Origin of the sequence: Mesorhizobium sp. BR1-1-4, from assembly GCF_020165375.1 — a bacterium.
Lineage (GTDB): Bacteria > Pseudomonadota > Alphaproteobacteria > Rhizobiales > Rhizobiaceae > Mesorhizobium > Mesorhizobium australicum.
Window position 1 is genome coordinate 47947 of record NZ_JAIUIB010000011.1, and the last position, 16018, is coordinate 63964.

The window sequence follows — 16018 nt, forward strand, 5'->3', positions numbered from 1 at the left end:
GATGAAGGTAGCTGGCGGGCAGGCGGAAGACGGTATCGTCATAGGCAACACCTATGACAAATATGGCACGCGCAACCCGATCGCCCGCCGGATGGTGCAAGGTTTCGAAGCGGCATTGTCCAGCTTGGTGACTAAGGTGAGGCCCGCTACTATTCACGAAGTCGGATGCGGAGAAGGCTATTGGGTCATGCGCTGGCTGGAGCAGGGTATCGACGCGCGAGGCACCGATTTCTCTGCCCAAGTCATCGGAATGGCAAAGGAGAACGCGCGCGGAAAGGATATTGACCACCGGCGTTTCGCTGTCCGCAGTATTTATGAGGTGGCCCCTGAACCAGACAGCGCCGATCTCATCGTATGTTGCGAAGTAATGGAGCATCTCGAGGAGCCGCGGAAGGCATTGCAAGCGCTGGAGCGTATCGTCAGGTCGGACCTGATCCTCAGCGTACCCCGGGAGCCGATCTGGCGTGTCCTGAACTTGGCGCGCGGGAAATACATCTCGGCCTTGGGCAACACGCCCGGCCATCTGCAGCACTGGTCGCAGCGCGGCATCGTCGCGCTGGCTTCAGAGTTTTTCGATGTGGTCGAGGTTCTGTCTCCGCTGCCATGGACCATGATGCACTGCAAGCCGAAGAAAAGGCATTGATCGTGGCGCTTGGCCCTCGTGCCAAGACCTGGCTCAATCGCATTGGAGCCTTCCTGGGGTTGGCCGGTGTTGTTTTCGTAGGGATCAGACTTCAGGGGTACACCGGCGAGATCGATTTTCGCCGCATGGGAGCAGCCAGCTACACCGCCATTATAGCCTTGGCCGGCGTCTATGGAGTGTCGAACCTGCTGCTTGCTCTCGGCTGGCGACATCTTCTGCACCACCTTGGTGCTCCCGTCTCGCGGCCTTGGGCGATTCGCACCTATGCCATTTCGCAACTCGCCAAATATGTTCCCGGCAATATCTTTCAATTTGCAGGACGGCAGGCGATCGGCGTGGCGGCCGGCATCGGCAACGGACCGCTCGTCAAGTCGACCGCCTATGAAGTGGCGGCCCTCATTGTCGGCGGACTTCTCTTTTCGCCGCTTGTGTTGCCGCTGATGGCGGTCGGAGCTTCCGACTGGTTCGGTTGGATTTCCTTTGCCGCGCTAGTGGCTGTCGCGCTGTGTTCAACCGCTTTCCTTGGTACAGATTTGGGTGTGGCTGCTCTTCTCTACCTCGCATTTCTGGCGTTTTCCGGTCTGGTTTTTGCGGGGGCCTATCAGCTTGCTGGCGGCTCGGGCGAATTCGCCCTCTATCCGGCAATAGCCGGCGCCTATGTGCTGGCTTGGCTCGCTGGACTTGTGACCCCCGGCGCGCCGGCCGGTATCGGCGTCAGGGAAGCCGTTCTGCTCTTCCTGCTCGGCGGGCTAAGCGCTGGCCCCGTCATCCTTCTGGCGGTGGTGATCGGGCGGACGATCACGGTTCTGGGGGATCTTCTTCTTTTCGTTGGCGGGCAGATTGCTGATTGGTTTTTATCGGATAACCAATGACTGACGATGGAGGCATCTGGAATCACCGATCGATAGGCTCGAATGGTTGTCGGTAGAGGGGATCGTCGGGTACAGGTGGCGCCGGCATAGGAGGAGCGGCGTCGACGGTTCAAGCCTGTAAAAAGGGAACGCCTATATTTTCTCTACTGGAGTCGGCGCAAAGCAATCGGAGAGAGTTAATGCATAGTAGGAAAGTCGAGTTTGGTGGGAAAAACATCATCCTCTGTGGGCGAGAAGGTGACAGCTACTTTGACCATGCAGAACCTGACGAACCGTTCGCATTTGCAATGCGTGCTCTTCCCAATAATGCCATCGTTCTAGACATCGGGTCAAATATCGGGATGACAGCGGTTATCGCCGCGAGATCTGGTGCTGCAAAGGTCTATGCTTTTGAGCCAGACCCGAATGTTTTTCCACTCCTGCTAGATACGATCAAGGTCAATGCAGCTTTAGTAGATGCTCATAATATTGCGTTAGGAGCAAGAGAAGGATCACTATTCTTCTTCTCCAACCCTGATTCGGCATCTGCCAGCCATCTCGTCACGGAAGACACACTTGGACATTCGTCGACAGGAACTGTTCAGATGTCGACACTTGATGCGTTCGTGGGGATCCATTGTATCGAGAAGGTCGACTTCATCAAGATCGACGTGGAAGGCTTTGAGATAGACGTTCTGCGGGGCGGAAGAGAAACGATAGAGCGCCTGAAGCCCTCGTTGCTCGTCGAGTTTAATGCCTTCACGATGGTCGGCTTCCGTGACATTAATCCCCGCGACCTGCTGCGGCTATTGCGAGAGACGTTCCCATATGTTTATCGTTTTAAAGATGGGCAGCCGCTATTGATCGACAGCGACCACGCTGCGCTTACTTTCATTCACGATAATCTGGTGTCCGCGGGATGCGTAGACGACCTCTACTGCTCTTTTACGCTGAATACCGATGGCGCGATCTAGATTAAGCTATGGTCCTTATGCTATCATGCCACATCCGATCGCCAGGCGGTAAGTTTTTTCGAAAGCGAGAGATTGAAACGGTACAAGCGCCCGGCAAAGCGCGGTTTCGTGAGGGAGTTTGCGTTCTTGGTTTTAGGCAATCAGACGACTAGCGAAGCCGGATGATCACATAATCTTCAGTGCGCGCCACGAGCAGGGCTGGGTTTGTCTCCAGCGCTTCGGCAAGTTCCAGTGCTGCTGCTTTGTTGTCCTGCGGAACCGGCCAGTTGTTGACGGGTGCGGTATTGTCGATGAACGACAGAGCGACCGCATCCACGTCACCAGAGGTCAGCATCGTCGTAATCGGAATAACATAGTCCACGCTTAGCGGCTTCCGCATTGGTATCGCACGGATGCTGTCGGGCCAATTAGCCACTGCGGCTCCGAGGTTTTTGTCACCGCCTATGTTGAAAGACTGGATACCAATTGTTGGCGCGAGATAGGTCACGAAGAAATCGTTGCCCCACGGCAGAAACAGCGTCTTTTCATTTGGACGGAATGATGGACGAACCTTCTCAGCGAACTCTGCCAGTTGAAGGTGCATGTCTCGCTGGTTTGAATGTCCACCGATCCGGCTCGAATATGGCATATGTAGAGCGATCACCGCGACGCCGAGGGGAAGCGCACACCCTGTCAGGCTGCGCCTTCCGGCCATTGATGCAACAAATGCCGCCCACATCCCGAGCATGCCCAGAACAACCCAACGATAGCTTGCCCGCATGGCCATAAAGCCCGGCACGTAAGTTGACAGAAACCCCGTTCCGGTCGGGATCGGCGCGAAGTCTTCCGACATAACCGGTCCAGCGACGCCGGAAGGCCGCATCGCATAGAATTTGAATGAGGGGCCGAGCGACAGATAAAGGCCAACGAGCCCGATTAGAAAGAACGCCCAGACTGCACGGCGGTCGCCCTTCCTCGACGCAACAGCGATGACACTAAGTATGATGACCAGAAGGGCAAATGGTGTGGTGAATACAGAAGGATCGCCGAAGTAATCATCCCACGCTCGTGATTCGGAAAGCCCCAGCGTGTCCGGTATCCACAGTAGGCCGCTGGGCGGCACCAGCAAGAACTCAATATTAGCGCCCCAGCCACGAAAGAAGTCTAGATCGAAGCCCTCAGTGCCGGAGGAGCCAGTGAACTGGTTGTACAGCAGATAGGCAGCACCGTAGCCAACCGCCAACATCGTCAGTCGGCGAGCAAGGACCTCTTTTGGCTCGCCTGTTACAGCGCCCGCAAACCAAAGGCAACCCGCCACCATTGCGGAGATCACGAAGGTATAGCCATCCATGAACGCGGCAATCGTTGTCGCTGCCGTGAATGCACCGAAATCATAGAGCGTCGGAGGCCCACGCCAAGCGATGGGCCAGGCGAAGGAGACGTAGAACGGTACCAAGGACATTCCCAGGCCCAACATCGAATATCCTTGGTGCATCCATATGACCGGGATTGTCATCCAGACAATTGCGCTCGTGATTGCGAACAGATGCCCAACTCCGATCTGACGGCTAAGACGAAAGGTGCCCCAATACGCCGCCACTAGCCAGATCGCGAAGGAAGTCGAATATGCGTCGCCATCGCTCAGGCCGATTGCCAAAAATGGCACCATAGTGAGGACTGCTGGGAGTCCAAAAGCGATAGCCGCCGGGGCCGGGCCACCGATGCCGTGCGCAAAAATGCTAAGGTCGTTTGTGATTGCTTTCGCGAAACCGATAGCCCAAATCGATTGCCCGTAACTTGGAACCATCGCGCCGGGGATCGCCCCGTGCAGCAATAGAACGAGTGCCAAACCAGGCAAGGCAGCAATTGCTACGATAATGCGAAATAATCGGCTCTTCGACATGCGCTCCACTCTCAAGTTAGGAGCCGCTATAGCCGATGTCAGAGAATGCACCCAATGGTTTTTCTGCTCTCCGCACTGGCTTTCCCCGCCGGCTATTCGAAGAGCAATTCAAACTGTCTGTCCAGTTTGCAACCGAATGGCGCAACCACAACGGAAACCCGTAGGAACTCCGCCTAATTGAAGCTCAATCGAGACGAACAGACGTTAGCTATGGATCGCTGGCATTTAGTCTGGAACGAGCGTTCAAGTACTATAGAGGCACGCGTAGTGGGCTACCGAACCAACTGATGCCCTCCTGAACCAATTCGATGTCGATGAACGCGCCGCCCCCGCGCTCTTTCAATGAGGCCGGTATGTTGAGGGCCATATAGTGCGTATCACCCGGCACCAAGACAAACGGGATATAAGCGCGCGCGTTGTCATACTGGAAGCGCTCGCCCGCAATGCCGACCGCAAAATAGCCCAGCGCAATTCCCAGGCGTCTGTCGGTCGGGCCGAAGCTCGACCACACTGTCCCGGATAGATTGGTCACACTGACGACGATCTTCAATGCGGCGCCGTCATCGGTCCTGTAAGGGCCTTCCACAAGTTCGAGGCGATGGGCGCGTTGCTCATCCCCGAGGGCGTCCGTCATCCGTGTGTCGCCAAGGTCTATCGGCGGTGCGAAAGGCCTGGGGGACTGTGGCTCATAGATCTTGTACCATTTCTGTCCTACGACGACGTCTTCCAATTGTACGGCGCTTTCGGCCCAGGTCGGCCATGGCGTCTCTCGGGGCTTGGCAGGTGTGCCCTTCAGGAAGCCCTTGACCTCCATGGCTAGCGCGGCAGGTGAGCCGACCTCGAAGAAATGCGCTGCGGCCGCGCCCTTGCCCACCTCACGGAACACCGGAATGTCACTGGCAAGCACCGGCTTGCCGAAATGGCCCGCCTCGACGACGGGCAAGCCGAAACCTTCGGCAAAGGAGGCCGCGATCAGGGCGTCGCACCCCCTGTAAAGAGCGCCAAGGTCGTTGTCGCTGACCTTTTCGCGCAAATGCAGACGCTTGCCAAATTCCGCATGATGCCGAATGCGCTCGGCAAGATGCGAGATGCCCCAGCCGATCTTTCCGACGATGACGAGCTCTGCGTCGACGCCTTCGGCCCACAATGCCTCGAACGCTTCGAGCGCGACTCGGTGGCCCTTGCGCGGCTCCAGCGTTCCGACCATCAGGAAGCAAGGACGGCCCACGTCGCTTCGCTGAATTGGCTTCGGTGGAGACTCCATTGTCGCGAAATCTGCACCAAGCTGCCAGTAGCCGACCTTCATTCGGCGCGGAAACCGGATGCCTGCGAGCAAATCCAGCAATTCGTCGGCGACTGCGCGCGAGATGCAGATAATGCCGGTGGAATAAATGAGCGCGGTTTGAAACCACGCGCTGAAAATAGGTGGCATGCCTTCATGGCAAAAGGCTGCCGAACGCAAGGGAACCATATCGTAGAGGCAGGATATGACGTCGCCGCCTTTGAGCAAGACCGGGCGGAGAAACGCCGGATGGAGGGTATGGAAAGGCCAGGAACTGTCGAGCATCAACACGGTATCGCCGGCCTGTGGCCGGAGCCGGTTTGACTGCTGTTTCGAAGGCGGGCGCCCGGCCCATTCTCTTGCAAAGTACCAGCCGGTATTATCGTCGCAGAACGAGATGTACTTGCCCTCGTCTTTTGACCCGCTCGGGAACATACTTTCGCAGATCCGCCGAACGACCCGTTGAATGCCGGTCCTGTGGTCGTCTATCAGTGTTGCACTGGCGTCGACCAGCAGCCGCGGCCTTGTGGGCTCGGGCTCGGCGAGAGCCATCAAGGTCGAGACGTCTTCCTCTTCATTTCTCTTGATAGTGCCGAGCGCTTCGACAAGTTCGATCTGCGGCGCAGCCATGCGGCGGTCGAGTCCGTGCAGACCCTTAACGACATGATCTGCGACGTTTCTCCAGCTGAACGTATCGATTCTATTCTGCGCGAGTTCCTTGAGCTTTTTTGAGTCGAGTTTGCCCGCTGCTACTGTTTCAATTTTCTGAGCAAGGTCTAGAGGTGACGTCGGGTCAAAGAGCAAGGCGTCATCTCCGACAACCTCGGGAACCGCGCCCGCTCTGGCCGCGATTGCAGGCGTTCCGCAGGCGATTGCCTCAAGCGCCGTTAGGCCGAAGCCCTCCATGAACGAGGGCTGAACCAGTGCAACCGCCCCTTTATAGAGGCGGACCAGCGTTCTGTCATCGACCGCGCCTGTGAATACGATCTGATCAGCCGACAAACCATGAGATTGCCAGATGTTGGAGTATTCACCTTCTTCGTCGGAGTTAATCTCTCCGGCTAGAATAAATTTCAAAGAATTTTGCAGCGGTTTAGGAATGCTTTGAAAAGCTTTTGGTATTATCTCAAGATTCTTTCGCCAATCCAAGCCGCCAACATATAGAACGTATTTACAGTCGTAAAAATTTTCATCTGTTCCGCCGTTTACAAGCTCAACAAAGCTTTCAGCTATGCCGGTGCCAATGCATAGCTCTTTTTCCGACCCAGAGAAATGTCGAAATTCCCGGGAGGAGAAATCTGAAATGGTGAACACTAGGTCAAAATTCTTATAGCTGGAAAGACGCCGATCGTAATACTCCCGTTGACGAGGGTCGCGAATGTATTTGTCAGGAAACCTGAACGGGATAGCGTCATAAAACATGGCTGCCGTCCTGACCGTCGCCAATGAGCCACCGAGATACGGAACCGCGGGGTCGACGGCGCCTTCGAAGGGACTCGCGGACAGGGCAATGTCTGGACTGAGTTGGTTGACGTGATGGACGAGAGCCATTTCGCTACGGCTGCGCCATGTCGTGTGTCCGTAGTCGGCTTCGCCCCCTTCGACTTTCCCGTGCCAGACGTGAATGCGGTGCGATGGCACGATACCCGAAAGCAGCGATCGAGCGGCAATTGTCGCTTCAGGCATCGCAGCATTAAGCGAGACGAGCAGCTCTATGCCGCTCTCGTGGGTCGAAAGGGCGCGGAGCAAGTCCAATACGTATCGTCCAATTCCACGTTTTCGGCTATGCGTCTGCAGACACTGGCCGTCGACCCAGAGTCTCAATGGCTGCGATGTCATGTCTATTTTCCAGCCCTGAGGCGTCTACGCCACGCATCAAGCACGGCGGGGTCCGGATCAAGCTTCCAGCCTGTGTCGATTGGGACCAAACCGCTGCTTGACCGTGCGAAACCCAGAAGCCGGCGTTCGAGGAGCGGAGCGAACCGTATCAAGCGTTGAACAAATACCGAAGCTCGAGGTCTTCGGCGCAACCATAGCAGGCCATGCTGCATCAGGAGCTTGGCATTTACCTTTGGAATCCGCGCTACAGCGCTTGCCCCCCCGATAAGTCCGCGCATTGGCGCTGTAATTCTCCAAGACGTCGAATTCTGAAAGGCGTCGACCAGAACAGCCAACGGTTGAACCTGTTCGGCCAGTTTCGTAACGCTTTCATTCAGTCGGGCAATTTCGGCATCCCGCTCGGCCACCTGCCTCGAGGTTGCAGCCTCCATGTTCGCCATGAGTTTTTGGAGGCGTGCAATTTCAGCATCTCGCTCTTCGATGGCAGCTTGTCTGCCTGTCAATTGCTCCGTGCTTACAGCGTCCGTCTCCGCCATCTGTTGCTGGAGACGGGCGATTTCGGCATCGCGGGCGGCCACAGCCCTGTCCTTAATGACGTCCCGCAGTTGCTTGCCGATAGAAGCTACCGTGTCCGTGAGTGCTTTGTTTCCAGCCTGCATCAACTCCGACTGGGCGGCGAGGTTCTCGGTCAATTGTTGAAACTGAAGCGCGTTGGACGACGTGGCTCCTCCGTCCGAGCTGTTGACGATCTCTTCGTCAGCGGAATGAAGCCATCCTTTTATTTTTGCCATATCCGTGGGCACTTGCTGCGACGCGGCCTGCACAAACGCTGCAAGTGATCCGGTTTTCCCCTCGGATTGCATGCCCTGCTTTCTTGCCAGGCAGGCATAGTCGCGCCCTACCTCGAACATCAGATGAATGCTGCGCTCGATCGGCCCTGCCTTGATCATGGGACTGCCGTTCAGCCTCAGGATCGCGATTTCGGGGAAGCCGACCTGCTCCACCAGGAACTCGAGCAGGCTCGGGGGCAGGGGACTTTTATGGGTCGGATCAAGATAGAAGGTGTGCGTGCCGACGGAAATATTCTCCGGATTCGGGGTTTCCAGGATAAGCAGGCCATCTTCGGCCAGCACTCTGCGGCACTCGTTCAAGAGTTCGATCAGATAATCGGTAGGCACGTGCTCGACCATGTGGAAGGCTGAAATGACGGCCGCAGTCTCATCCGGTTGCTCTCGCAGATATTCGATCGCATCCCGAAGCTCGATTCTCAGTCCACGTTCGATGGCTTCCTGCGCCATGCCTCCGTTCAGATCCACGCCGACGGCTTCCAGCCCGGCCTCGGTGAGTATCTCAAGCCATTCGCCACGTCCACAGCCAAGATCGATCGCAAGAGTCGGCCCTTCAGGTTGCCTCGGCACCTGCGCCAACAGGGGTTGATAGATCTCAAGTCGGCCCTTGACGAGTTCCCTTGACCCACGAAAGCGGTCCTCGAAGGCCTTGTACAGATCGTCAAAATTTTTTTTCATCGGACGATTTCGAAAGCGTGCTCAAGGCGGCTCGTCCCGACAAAGAAGGGGCTGTCTGAACTGATGACGTCAAAAACCTCGACGTTCTCTATCCAGTCGAAATTGTTGTCGATGTGGACGTCTCCCGTATGCAGCGCGACCGATAGACCATATGAGCCCTGGCCAAGGGAGCAGGCAAGGCGCAGTCGGCATTCGAGCTTGTCTCCAGCCGCAATGTTCGAAAGCACCTGACCAGTGTGCCAGGTGTTGGTTCCCCACACTATATGACCGGCGCGATCCCTCAGCATGAAGCCGATGACAAGCTCCGGAATATCCTCTTTCGCAACAATCCGCGTTCGAACCGTCATGCTCTGTCCTGAAACGGCGATCTTTACCTGGGCACCGGTTTCGCCGTCCAACAACGCCACGGATTCTACCGCGGCTGCCTTGGTCCCGCTTCTGCTGTAGAGCCAATCATCCTTTTCCCGCCGCTGCTCCACCGTCAGCTTCGCATTCTCCTTGGTTGCTATCAGGGCATTATAGTAATCGATCACCTCGTCGGGCGCCCCGTCCTTCAGCACATGTCCCTTGTCCAGCAGGATCACCCTGTCACACAATGCCCTCACGTCGGCCAGGGCGTGAGTGACGAGAATGATCGATGTGCCCGCCGCCTTGAAGCTGCGTATCCGATCAAAGCTCTTGTGTTGGAAATAACTGTCGCCAACCGAGAGCACCTCGTCGACGATCAGCACCTCCGGCCGCTCGGCGGTGGCAAGCGCGAACGCCAGCCGTGCCTGCATCCCGCTCGAATAGGTTCGGACCGGCTGGTCGAAGAACTCGCCTATCTCGGCGAAGTCCTCGATATGCGGCATGAGTTCGGCCAGACGCCCGTGCGAGAGACCCATCAGCCCGCCGGCATGGAAGGCATTCTGGCGCCCGGTGAATTCGGGATTGAAGCCGAGCCCGAGTTCCAGGATGGCGCTTATGCGGCCTGAGACACTCGCCGCACCCTCGGTTGGCCGCACGGTGCCGGTGATTAGCTTCAAAAGCGTGCTCTTGCCGGCGCCGTTCTGCCCGATCAGCCCAAGGGCTTCTCCCGGGGACAGGGAAAAGGAGATGTCCCTGACCGGCCAGAATTCCTCCGTCGGGGTAACTGGCGCTCCGAACCAGCCGGCAAACCTCTCGAGGTTGCTGGCATAGTTCGCATAGCGTTTCGACAAATGACTTACGGAGAGCACGGTCATGGTTACAGCACGTCGATGAGTTCAGGGCTTGCACGGCGAAAGAAAATCATCGCGAAGACCATGCTGAGCAGCCCCAGAATGGCCGGCATGATGAGGCTTTCGGGGCTGGGCCAGCGGTTGAACAGCAACGCATCCTGGTACAATGCAACCAAGGGAGCCATCGGGTTGAGGCTGAGCACGAAGCTGTATTGTTCCGGCAGGACGTTGGCTGGATAGACAATCGGCGTCAGCCAGTACCAGAGCTGCAGCACGATCGTCATGACCTGCGCGATATCGCGAATGAAAACGTTCATCACCCCGAGGATGACACCGAGACCGAATCCGATTGCGGAAATCAGGATGATCCCGACCGGCAGCAGGATCAATGCGCGGCCTGGCATGTGGCCGAGGAAGATGAAGATCACGAAGATGGCGACAAGCAGCAGCAGGTGGTTGATTAGCGCCGTGCCGCCGACGATCACAGGCAGGCACAGGCGCGGAAACGCGATCTTCTTCATGACCGGTGCTTGCTCGATGAAGACGGTCATGCTGCGCGTAAGGATCTCGCTGAACAGCGTCCACGCGGCCATGCCGGACAGAAGGTAGATCGGGTAGGCCGCGGGGCTGTCCGTGTCCGGAAGCCGTGCCTTGAGCACTTCCGAAAGCACGATGGAGAAGATGATCGCCTGCGCAAGCGGGTGAAGGATGAACCACAGGCCGCCCAGGCGCGACCGCACGAAACGCCCCTTCAAGTCGCCTCTGATGGAGGAAATGATGAAATGGCGGTAGTGCCATAAGCTTCGCAGCATGTGATCGACCCTTTGCGCGCTGCGTCTTGCCGTCAGCGGGCGTTACATAGCCGGTGCCAATATCCGAAAACGTCGGCAATTGTCTGTTCGAACAGCACCAAAGGCGTCCAATTCAGCTTATTGTGTGCTTTTGCCGCATCACCGCACATGACGGGAATGTCATTGGGGCGGAATTTGGCCGGGTCGGTACGCACCTCGATGTTGATGCCCGACTGCGCTATGAGCATGTCCAGTATATGCTGGATCCTCCGCGGTCGTCCTGATGCGATGTTATAGACATGGTCGGGCCCGGCATCCAGCTCCAGAAGCGCCGCACTCGCATAAGCGCGCACCACGTCGCGAACATCGAGGAAGTCGCGCTCGGCTTCGAGATTTCCGACGTGAATGACGGGCTCGCTTTTTCCCGACACGATCTCGGCAATCTGCCGCGCGAAGGCGGAAACCACATAGGCGTCCGACTGACCAGGGCCGGTATGGTTGAACGGGCGAAAGCGCACCGCGCGCAGGCCGTCATAGGCCATTTGCCCGATCATCAAGTCCGCAGCCGCCTTGGTGGCGCCGTAGACCGTCATCGGTTGAAGCGGCACGGTTTCCGTCACTGGGCCGGCCACGCTCGCAAACGAAGCCCCATAGGCTTCCGAACTGCCAATGTAGACGAACCGGGCCTTCGGCGCGTGGCGCATCACCGATTCGGCAAGGTTCATCGTTCCCGTGAAGTTGACGTTCCAGGCATGGCGCGGCGCGTTGCGGGCATCGGAAGGTGCTGCAACCGCGGCCAAATGAATGAGCGAGGTGGGCTGGACCTCCCGCACGGCGGTGTCGACCGCATCCCGGTCCAGCAGGTCGATGGCATTTCGCTGGCCTTCGCCATGGCCAAACGCGAACACCTCGCAGGAACTGTGTTCCCGTTCCAGGAGGCGCAACAGCGCAGAGCCGACAAATCCGCTTGCCCCGGTAATCAGGATACGATGCTTCAAATTACTGACCATGAGGCAAAAACGGTTCCCATCCAGCTTAACGTCTGGCTGGGTTCGCGTGGCGTTCGAGATCCGCATCCACCATTTCGCGGATCATCTCTTCCAGCGAGATCGTCGCCTCCCAGCCCAGCTTCGCCTTTGCCTTGGCTGGATTGCCGAGCAGGATTTCGACTTCCGCCGGCCTGAACAAGTCGGGGTCGATGACAAGGTGATCGTCAACATTGAGCCCGACGTGCTCGAATGCAATCCGGCACATGTCGCGCACAGTCGTCGTCCTGCCTGTCGCGATCACGTAATCATCCGGCTGGTCCTGCTGCACCATCAGCCACATCGCGCGGACATAGTCCTTGGAATGACCCCAATCACGCTTGGCGTCGATGTTCCCGAGCCGCAATTCCTTTGCCATGCCCTTCTTGATGCGCGCGACCGCGTCAGTGACTTTGCGGGTGACGAACTCAATGCCGCGAAGCGGGGATTCATGATTAAACAGGATGCCGCTCGAGGCATGCAAACCGAAACTTTCACGATAATTGATCGTAATCCAATGGCCATAAAGTTTCGCCACCGCATATGGAGAGCGTGGGTGGAAAGGTGTCGTCTCGGATTGCATCGGTTCCTGGATAAGGCCGTACATCTCCGAGGACGATGCCTGATAGAAACGGGCTTCAGGCGATTCGAGGCGGATGGCCTCAAGCACATTGGTCACGCCTATGCCGGTCACGTTGCCGGTCAGGATCGGCTGCTGCCACGACGATTTGACGAAGGATTGAGCGGCAAGATTATAGACCTCATCCGGCTTCACGTCGCGCATCGTTCTAGCCAGACCAGACAAATCCGTCAGGTTTCCGTCCACGATCCGAACATCTTTTTCAATGCCAAGCCACTTCAGGCGCGTGGTGTTCACATCGGCGGTGCTTGAACGCCGCGCAAGTCCGTGAACCTCATATCCTTTGGCAAGCAGGAGTTCCGCCAGATAGGCGCCGTCCTGCCCGGTAATGCCGGTAATCAAGGCTTTCTTTGTCATCAATGTTCTCGGTTCTATCTAGTGGTTGCTCGCCAAGCACAGCGAGCCAACCGGTTGTCAGGCGCGGCCGTATACGTCGTCGAAGCGCACGATGTCATCCTCGCCGAGATAATCGCCGCTTTGTACTTCAATGATCACCAGGTCGATTCTTCCCGGGTTTTCCAGCCGATGTTTGTGACCGCAGGGGATGTAGGTCGATTCGTTGGTCGCCAGAAACAGCTCCTGGTCGCCATTGACTATTTTCGCGGAGCCGCTGACCACGACCCAGTGCTCGGAACGATGGTAGTGCATTTGCAGGCTCAAACGTCTACCGGGCTTCACCTCGATGCGTTTGATCTTGAAGCGCTCGCCTTCCTCCAGAACCGTATAGGTACCCCACGGGCGGTGCACCGTGCTGTGAAGCAGGTGCGCTTCATGTCCAGAAGCCTTGAGGTCGTCAAACAGCTTCTTGACGTCCTGAACACGGTCACGAGATGAGACAAGCAACGCATCCGGGGAATCCACGATCACCAGGTCGCTGACGCCGACCGTGCCGATGACGCGCTTATCCGAGCTCACATAGCTACCGGTTGTGTCGATCATGTGAACATCGCCGCGTATCCTGTTCCCGCTTGCATCGGGAGCGATCAGATCGGCCATTGCGTTCCACGACCCGATGTCGTTCCAATCCATGTCGCAGGGAACCACGGCAAGATTGTTTGTCTTCTCCATGACCGCGTGATCAAGCGAGACTCGCGGGGCGGAGCCAAAGTGCTCGGGCGCGAGTTCGATCTTGGCAAAGCCTTCGCCTTGACTGAAGTGGCCGTTCTCATAGCTGTCGGAGACAGCCTGGATCACCGCGGGACAATGCAAAGCCATTTCGTCGAGCATGGTTTGTGCGCTGAAGCAGAAGATGCCGCCGTTCCAGAAGAAGCGCTTGGATGCGACATAGGCCTTGGCCGTCTCGAGATCAGGTTTTTCAACGAAACGGACGACTTTCTCACCATCCGCTTCGATATAACCGAATGCAGTGTCCGGTCTGGTCGGGCTGATGCCCAATGTGGCGATCCGCCCCAGCTGGGCGTGTTCGATGGCCCGGCCCATCACGGCCAAAAAAGCAGGCAGGTTGCCAATCATGTGATCCGCCGGGAAGACACACAGAATCGCTTCAGGACCCTGCGTTGCCTTGGCATGGATAGCGGCCGCCGCCACCGCGGCGGCCGTATCGCGGCCTTCCGGTTCGAGCAGAAATGTGCGCGGCAACATCACGGAATCCAGTTCGTCGAAATCGTCTTTCGTCAGGAACAGGTGTTCTCCGGACGTTACCACGACGAGTTCCACGACATGCTTTATCGAAGCTGCGCGCAACACTGTGTGTTGGATAAGAGAATGTCCGTCAGCCACTTTGAGGAAAGGTTTGGGGTGCGATTGCCTGGAGGCGGGCCACAGTCGCGATCCGGCTCCACCGCTGATGATGACGGGAACCACTTTCATTAAACGACCCCTGTTTCGTTAGTGGATGAGATTGCCCGCGCCCTCTCAAGCGTCAGGGCCACGATCGCTTTCGCTCTTTCGTGGTTTGCAGCTTCCGAGTAGCACCGAAGCTCTGGCGCGTTGCCTGATGGCCGCAGATGGATGATCTCGCCATTCAGCATTCGTGTCCTCAAGCCGTCAGTCTCATCGACATCGGCAACGGTTCCGAACGGGGCCAGAAATCGCTGCAGTGCATCCCGGTCCGCGAGCCGACGCATCAAGCTGCGGGAACTCTCCACCGGAAAATTTTCGAGACGTTCGCTTGCGCAGGCGGGAAGATTCCACAGTTCGCGCAAACGCGACAGGGATTTTCCTGTCGACGCGACTATACCGAGAACGGCGAGGATGGGGAGCAGGGAATCTCGTGTCGGCAATGCCGTCAACGTTTTTCCGTGAATTGAACAGTCCGACCCCAGGAGAACGCCACCATTGGCCTCGAAGCCAATGACGATTTTTTCGGGAAGGTAGGAGGCTTCCATGGCTTCGACGACAAATGGAGATCCCACCTTTGTTCTCAGAACCGTAAAACCGAAAGCTTCCGAAATGCCTGAGTTGGAGGTCACGGGCGTCACTACGCTATCAGCCCGCAAGAACAAGGCCGTGGCGAGGCCGATCAGGTCGCCACGAAACAGATCGCCATTCTCGTCGGCGATAAGTGGTCGATCGGCATCGGCGTCGGCCGACACGATGGCGTCGAGCTTGAAGTCTCGAGCCCAACCCTTGAACTTTGCAATTGTGGTCGGGTCAACGGCTTCGGTGTCGACAGGTACGAAGGTATCGGATTTCCCGACAGGTATCACATGGGCGCCAAAAGATTGGAGAACCTTCACGAGAAGGTCCGCCGCGACCGAACTGTGCTGATAGACGCCGAGCCTCATGCCTGAAAGGGATCCAGGCTCCAGGATGTCGTCAGCGCGCGCGCGATAGGCGGTAATCGCCTGGTCATGATGTCCTGGCAAAGCCGTTCCTATTGCCGGCGGGGCGTTATAAGCGTCTGACCTTTCCGCGGCATAGCGTGCTATAGCGGCTTCATCGGCCTTGCTGATCTCACCCTGCGGGTTATAGAATTTGATGCCATTGCGGTCAGCGGGTATATGCGAACCGGTCACCATAAGCGCCGCTGCGCCGTGCTGCCGAGCATACAACGCCAAAGCTGGTGTTGGAATGGCACCGCAATCGATCGGTTGAAATCCACCAACCACCAAGGCAGCCATGCAGTTGGCTGCAATGGTCGGGCTACTATCGCGCAAGTCGCGACCTATGAACACCTTGGCCTTCGGCTGGAGCCCGCCTGCTGCTAGGCGCCAAGCGAAGGCTTCAGTATAAAGTCCACTCGGTTTGCCGACCAGTTCCGAAGCCAAGCCTCGAAGGCCACTCGATCCAAATTTCATTACTTCACTTTGGCTAGTGTGGGGGAAGGCCGTCATATTGCAGTGCGCCCATCTGTCAACCGGAAATCGTTTGGCCAGCCGTCCAGTGTTCCTCGGGCTCTCCAAA

12 protein-coding genes are annotated in these 16018 nt (G+C 57.3%); 3 read left to right on the top strand and 9 right to left on the bottom strand.

Annotation, left to right across the window (positions count from 1 at the left end; all coding sequences use genetic code 11):
• The first annotated feature begins 1 nt into the window (after position 1).
• The 3 genes from LB571_RS22880 (at position 2) to LB571_RS22890 (ending at position 2468) form a co-directional block, all read left to right on the top strand.
• Positions 2-643 carry a class I SAM-dependent methyltransferase gene (locus LB571_RS22880; RefSeq protein ID WP_015318718.1) on the top strand — a complete coding sequence of 214 codons (642 nt, stop codon included), beginning with the start codon at positions 2-4 and terminating at the stop codon, positions 641-643.
• Positions 604-1515: a hypothetical protein gene (locus LB571_RS22885; RefSeq protein ID WP_224598172.1), complete on the top strand. Its 912-nt coding sequence runs from the start codon at positions 604-606 to the stop codon at positions 1513-1515. The genes LB571_RS22880 and LB571_RS22885 overlap by 40 nt, the downstream gene beginning before the upstream one ends.
• 179 nt (positions 1516-1694) lie before the next feature.
• Positions 1695-2468 (top strand): FkbM family methyltransferase, encoded by a 774-nt coding sequence (locus tag LB571_RS22890; protein WP_140717778.1) that lies wholly within the window; start codon positions 1695-1697, stop codon positions 2466-2468.
• A gap of 148 nt (positions 2469-2616) precedes the next feature.
• On the opposite strand, the gene LB571_RS22895 is transcribed toward LB571_RS22890, so the two are convergent.
• From LB571_RS22895 to LB571_RS22935, 9 genes are all read right to left on the bottom strand, one after another.
• A complete protein-coding gene (locus LB571_RS22895) occupies positions 2617-4350 on the bottom strand; it encodes a hypothetical protein (RefSeq protein WP_140717781.1) in 1734 nt (577 codons plus the stop codon).
• 250 nt (positions 4351-4600) lie between these two features.
• Positions 4601-7471, bottom strand: a complete 2871-nt coding sequence (locus LB571_RS22900; RefSeq protein WP_141907203.1) for a glycosyltransferase family 4 protein — start codon at positions 7469-7471, stop codon at positions 4601-4603.
• A gap of 2 nt (positions 7472-7473) precedes the next feature.
• Positions 7474-8997 (bottom strand): methyltransferase domain-containing protein, encoded by a 1524-nt coding sequence (locus LB571_RS22905; protein WP_141907204.1) that lies wholly within the window; start codon positions 8995-8997, stop codon positions 7474-7476.
• On the bottom strand, positions 8994-10220 hold the full coding sequence (locus tag LB571_RS22910; protein WP_015318712.1) for an ABC transporter ATP-binding protein: 1227 nt from the start codon (positions 10218-10220) through the stop codon (positions 8994-8996). Before LB571_RS22910 ends, LB571_RS22905 begins: the two co-directional genes overlap by 4 nt.
• A gap of 2 nt (positions 10221-10222) precedes the next feature.
• Positions 10223-10936, bottom strand: a complete 714-nt coding sequence (locus LB571_RS22915; RefSeq protein WP_245262895.1) for an ABC transporter permease — start codon at positions 10934-10936, stop codon at positions 10223-10225.
• Between the two features lie 104 nt (positions 10937-11040).
• A complete protein-coding gene (locus tag LB571_RS22920; protein WP_224598175.1) occupies positions 11041-12063 on the bottom strand; it encodes a GDP-mannose 4,6-dehydratase in 1023 nt (340 codons plus the stop codon).
• On the bottom strand, positions 12023-13009 hold the full coding sequence (gmd, locus tag LB571_RS22925; RefSeq protein WP_140663224.1) for a GDP-mannose 4,6-dehydratase: 987 nt from the start codon (positions 13007-13009) through the stop codon (positions 12023-12025). The genes LB571_RS22920 and gmd overlap by 41 nt, the downstream gene beginning before the upstream one ends.
• Before the next feature lie 57 nt (positions 13010-13066).
• The gene (locus LB571_RS22930; protein ID WP_224598181.1) at positions 13067-14482 is read right to left on the bottom strand and encodes a mannose-1-phosphate guanylyltransferase/mannose-6-phosphate isomerase; all 1416 of its coding nucleotides are present in this window, start codon (positions 14480-14482) and stop codon (positions 13067-13069) included.
• Positions 14482-15912 carry a phosphomannomutase gene (locus LB571_RS22935; RefSeq protein WP_224598185.1) on the bottom strand — a complete coding sequence of 477 codons (1431 nt, stop codon included), beginning with the start codon at positions 15910-15912 and terminating at the stop codon, positions 14482-14484. Before LB571_RS22935 ends, LB571_RS22930 begins: the two co-directional genes overlap by 1 nt.
• Between the last annotated feature and the right edge of the window lie 106 nt (positions 15913-16018).

Excerpts from the sequence above, each read along its gene's own strand:
- LB571_RS22920 (WP_224598175.1), bottom strand. The coding sequence starts at position 12,063 with ATGCGGATCTCGAACGCCACGCGAACCCAGCCAGACGTTAAGCTGGAT.
- LB571_RS22895 (WP_140717781.1), bottom strand. The coding sequence starts at position 4,350 with ATGTCGAAGAGCCGATTATTTCGCATTATCGTAGCAATTGCTGCCTTG.
- LB571_RS22930 (WP_224598181.1), bottom strand. The coding sequence starts at position 14,482 with ATGAAAGTGGTTCCCGTCATCATCAGCGGTGGAGCCGGATCGCGACTG.
- LB571_RS22905 (WP_141907204.1), bottom strand. The coding sequence starts at position 8,997 with ATGAAAAAAAATTTTGACGATCTGTACAAGGCCTTCGAGGACCGCTTT.
- gmd (WP_140663224.1), bottom strand. The coding sequence starts at position 13,009 with ATGACAAAGAAAGCCTTGATTACCGGCATTACCGGGCAGGACGGCGCC.
- LB571_RS22885 (WP_224598172.1), top strand. The coding sequence starts at position 604 with ATGGACCATGATGCACTGCAAGCCGAAGAAAAGGCATTGATCGTGGCG.
- LB571_RS22910 (WP_015318712.1), bottom strand. The coding sequence starts at position 10,220 with ATGACCGTGCTCTCCGTAAGTCATTTGTCGAAACGCTATGCGAACTAT.
- LB571_RS22900 (WP_141907203.1), bottom strand. The coding sequence starts at position 7,471 with ATGACATCGCAGCCATTGAGACTCTGGGTCGACGGCCAGTGTCTGCAG.
- LB571_RS22935 (WP_224598185.1), bottom strand. The coding sequence starts at position 15,912 with ATGAAATTTGGATCGAGTGGCCTTCGAGGCTTGGCTTCGGAACTGGTC.
- LB571_RS22890 (WP_140717778.1), top strand. The coding sequence starts at position 1,695 with ATGCATAGTAGGAAAGTCGAGTTTGGTGGGAAAAACATCATCCTCTGT.
- LB571_RS22880 (WP_015318718.1), top strand. The coding sequence starts at position 2 with ATGAAGGTAGCTGGCGGGCAGGCGGAAGACGGTATCGTCATAGGCAAC.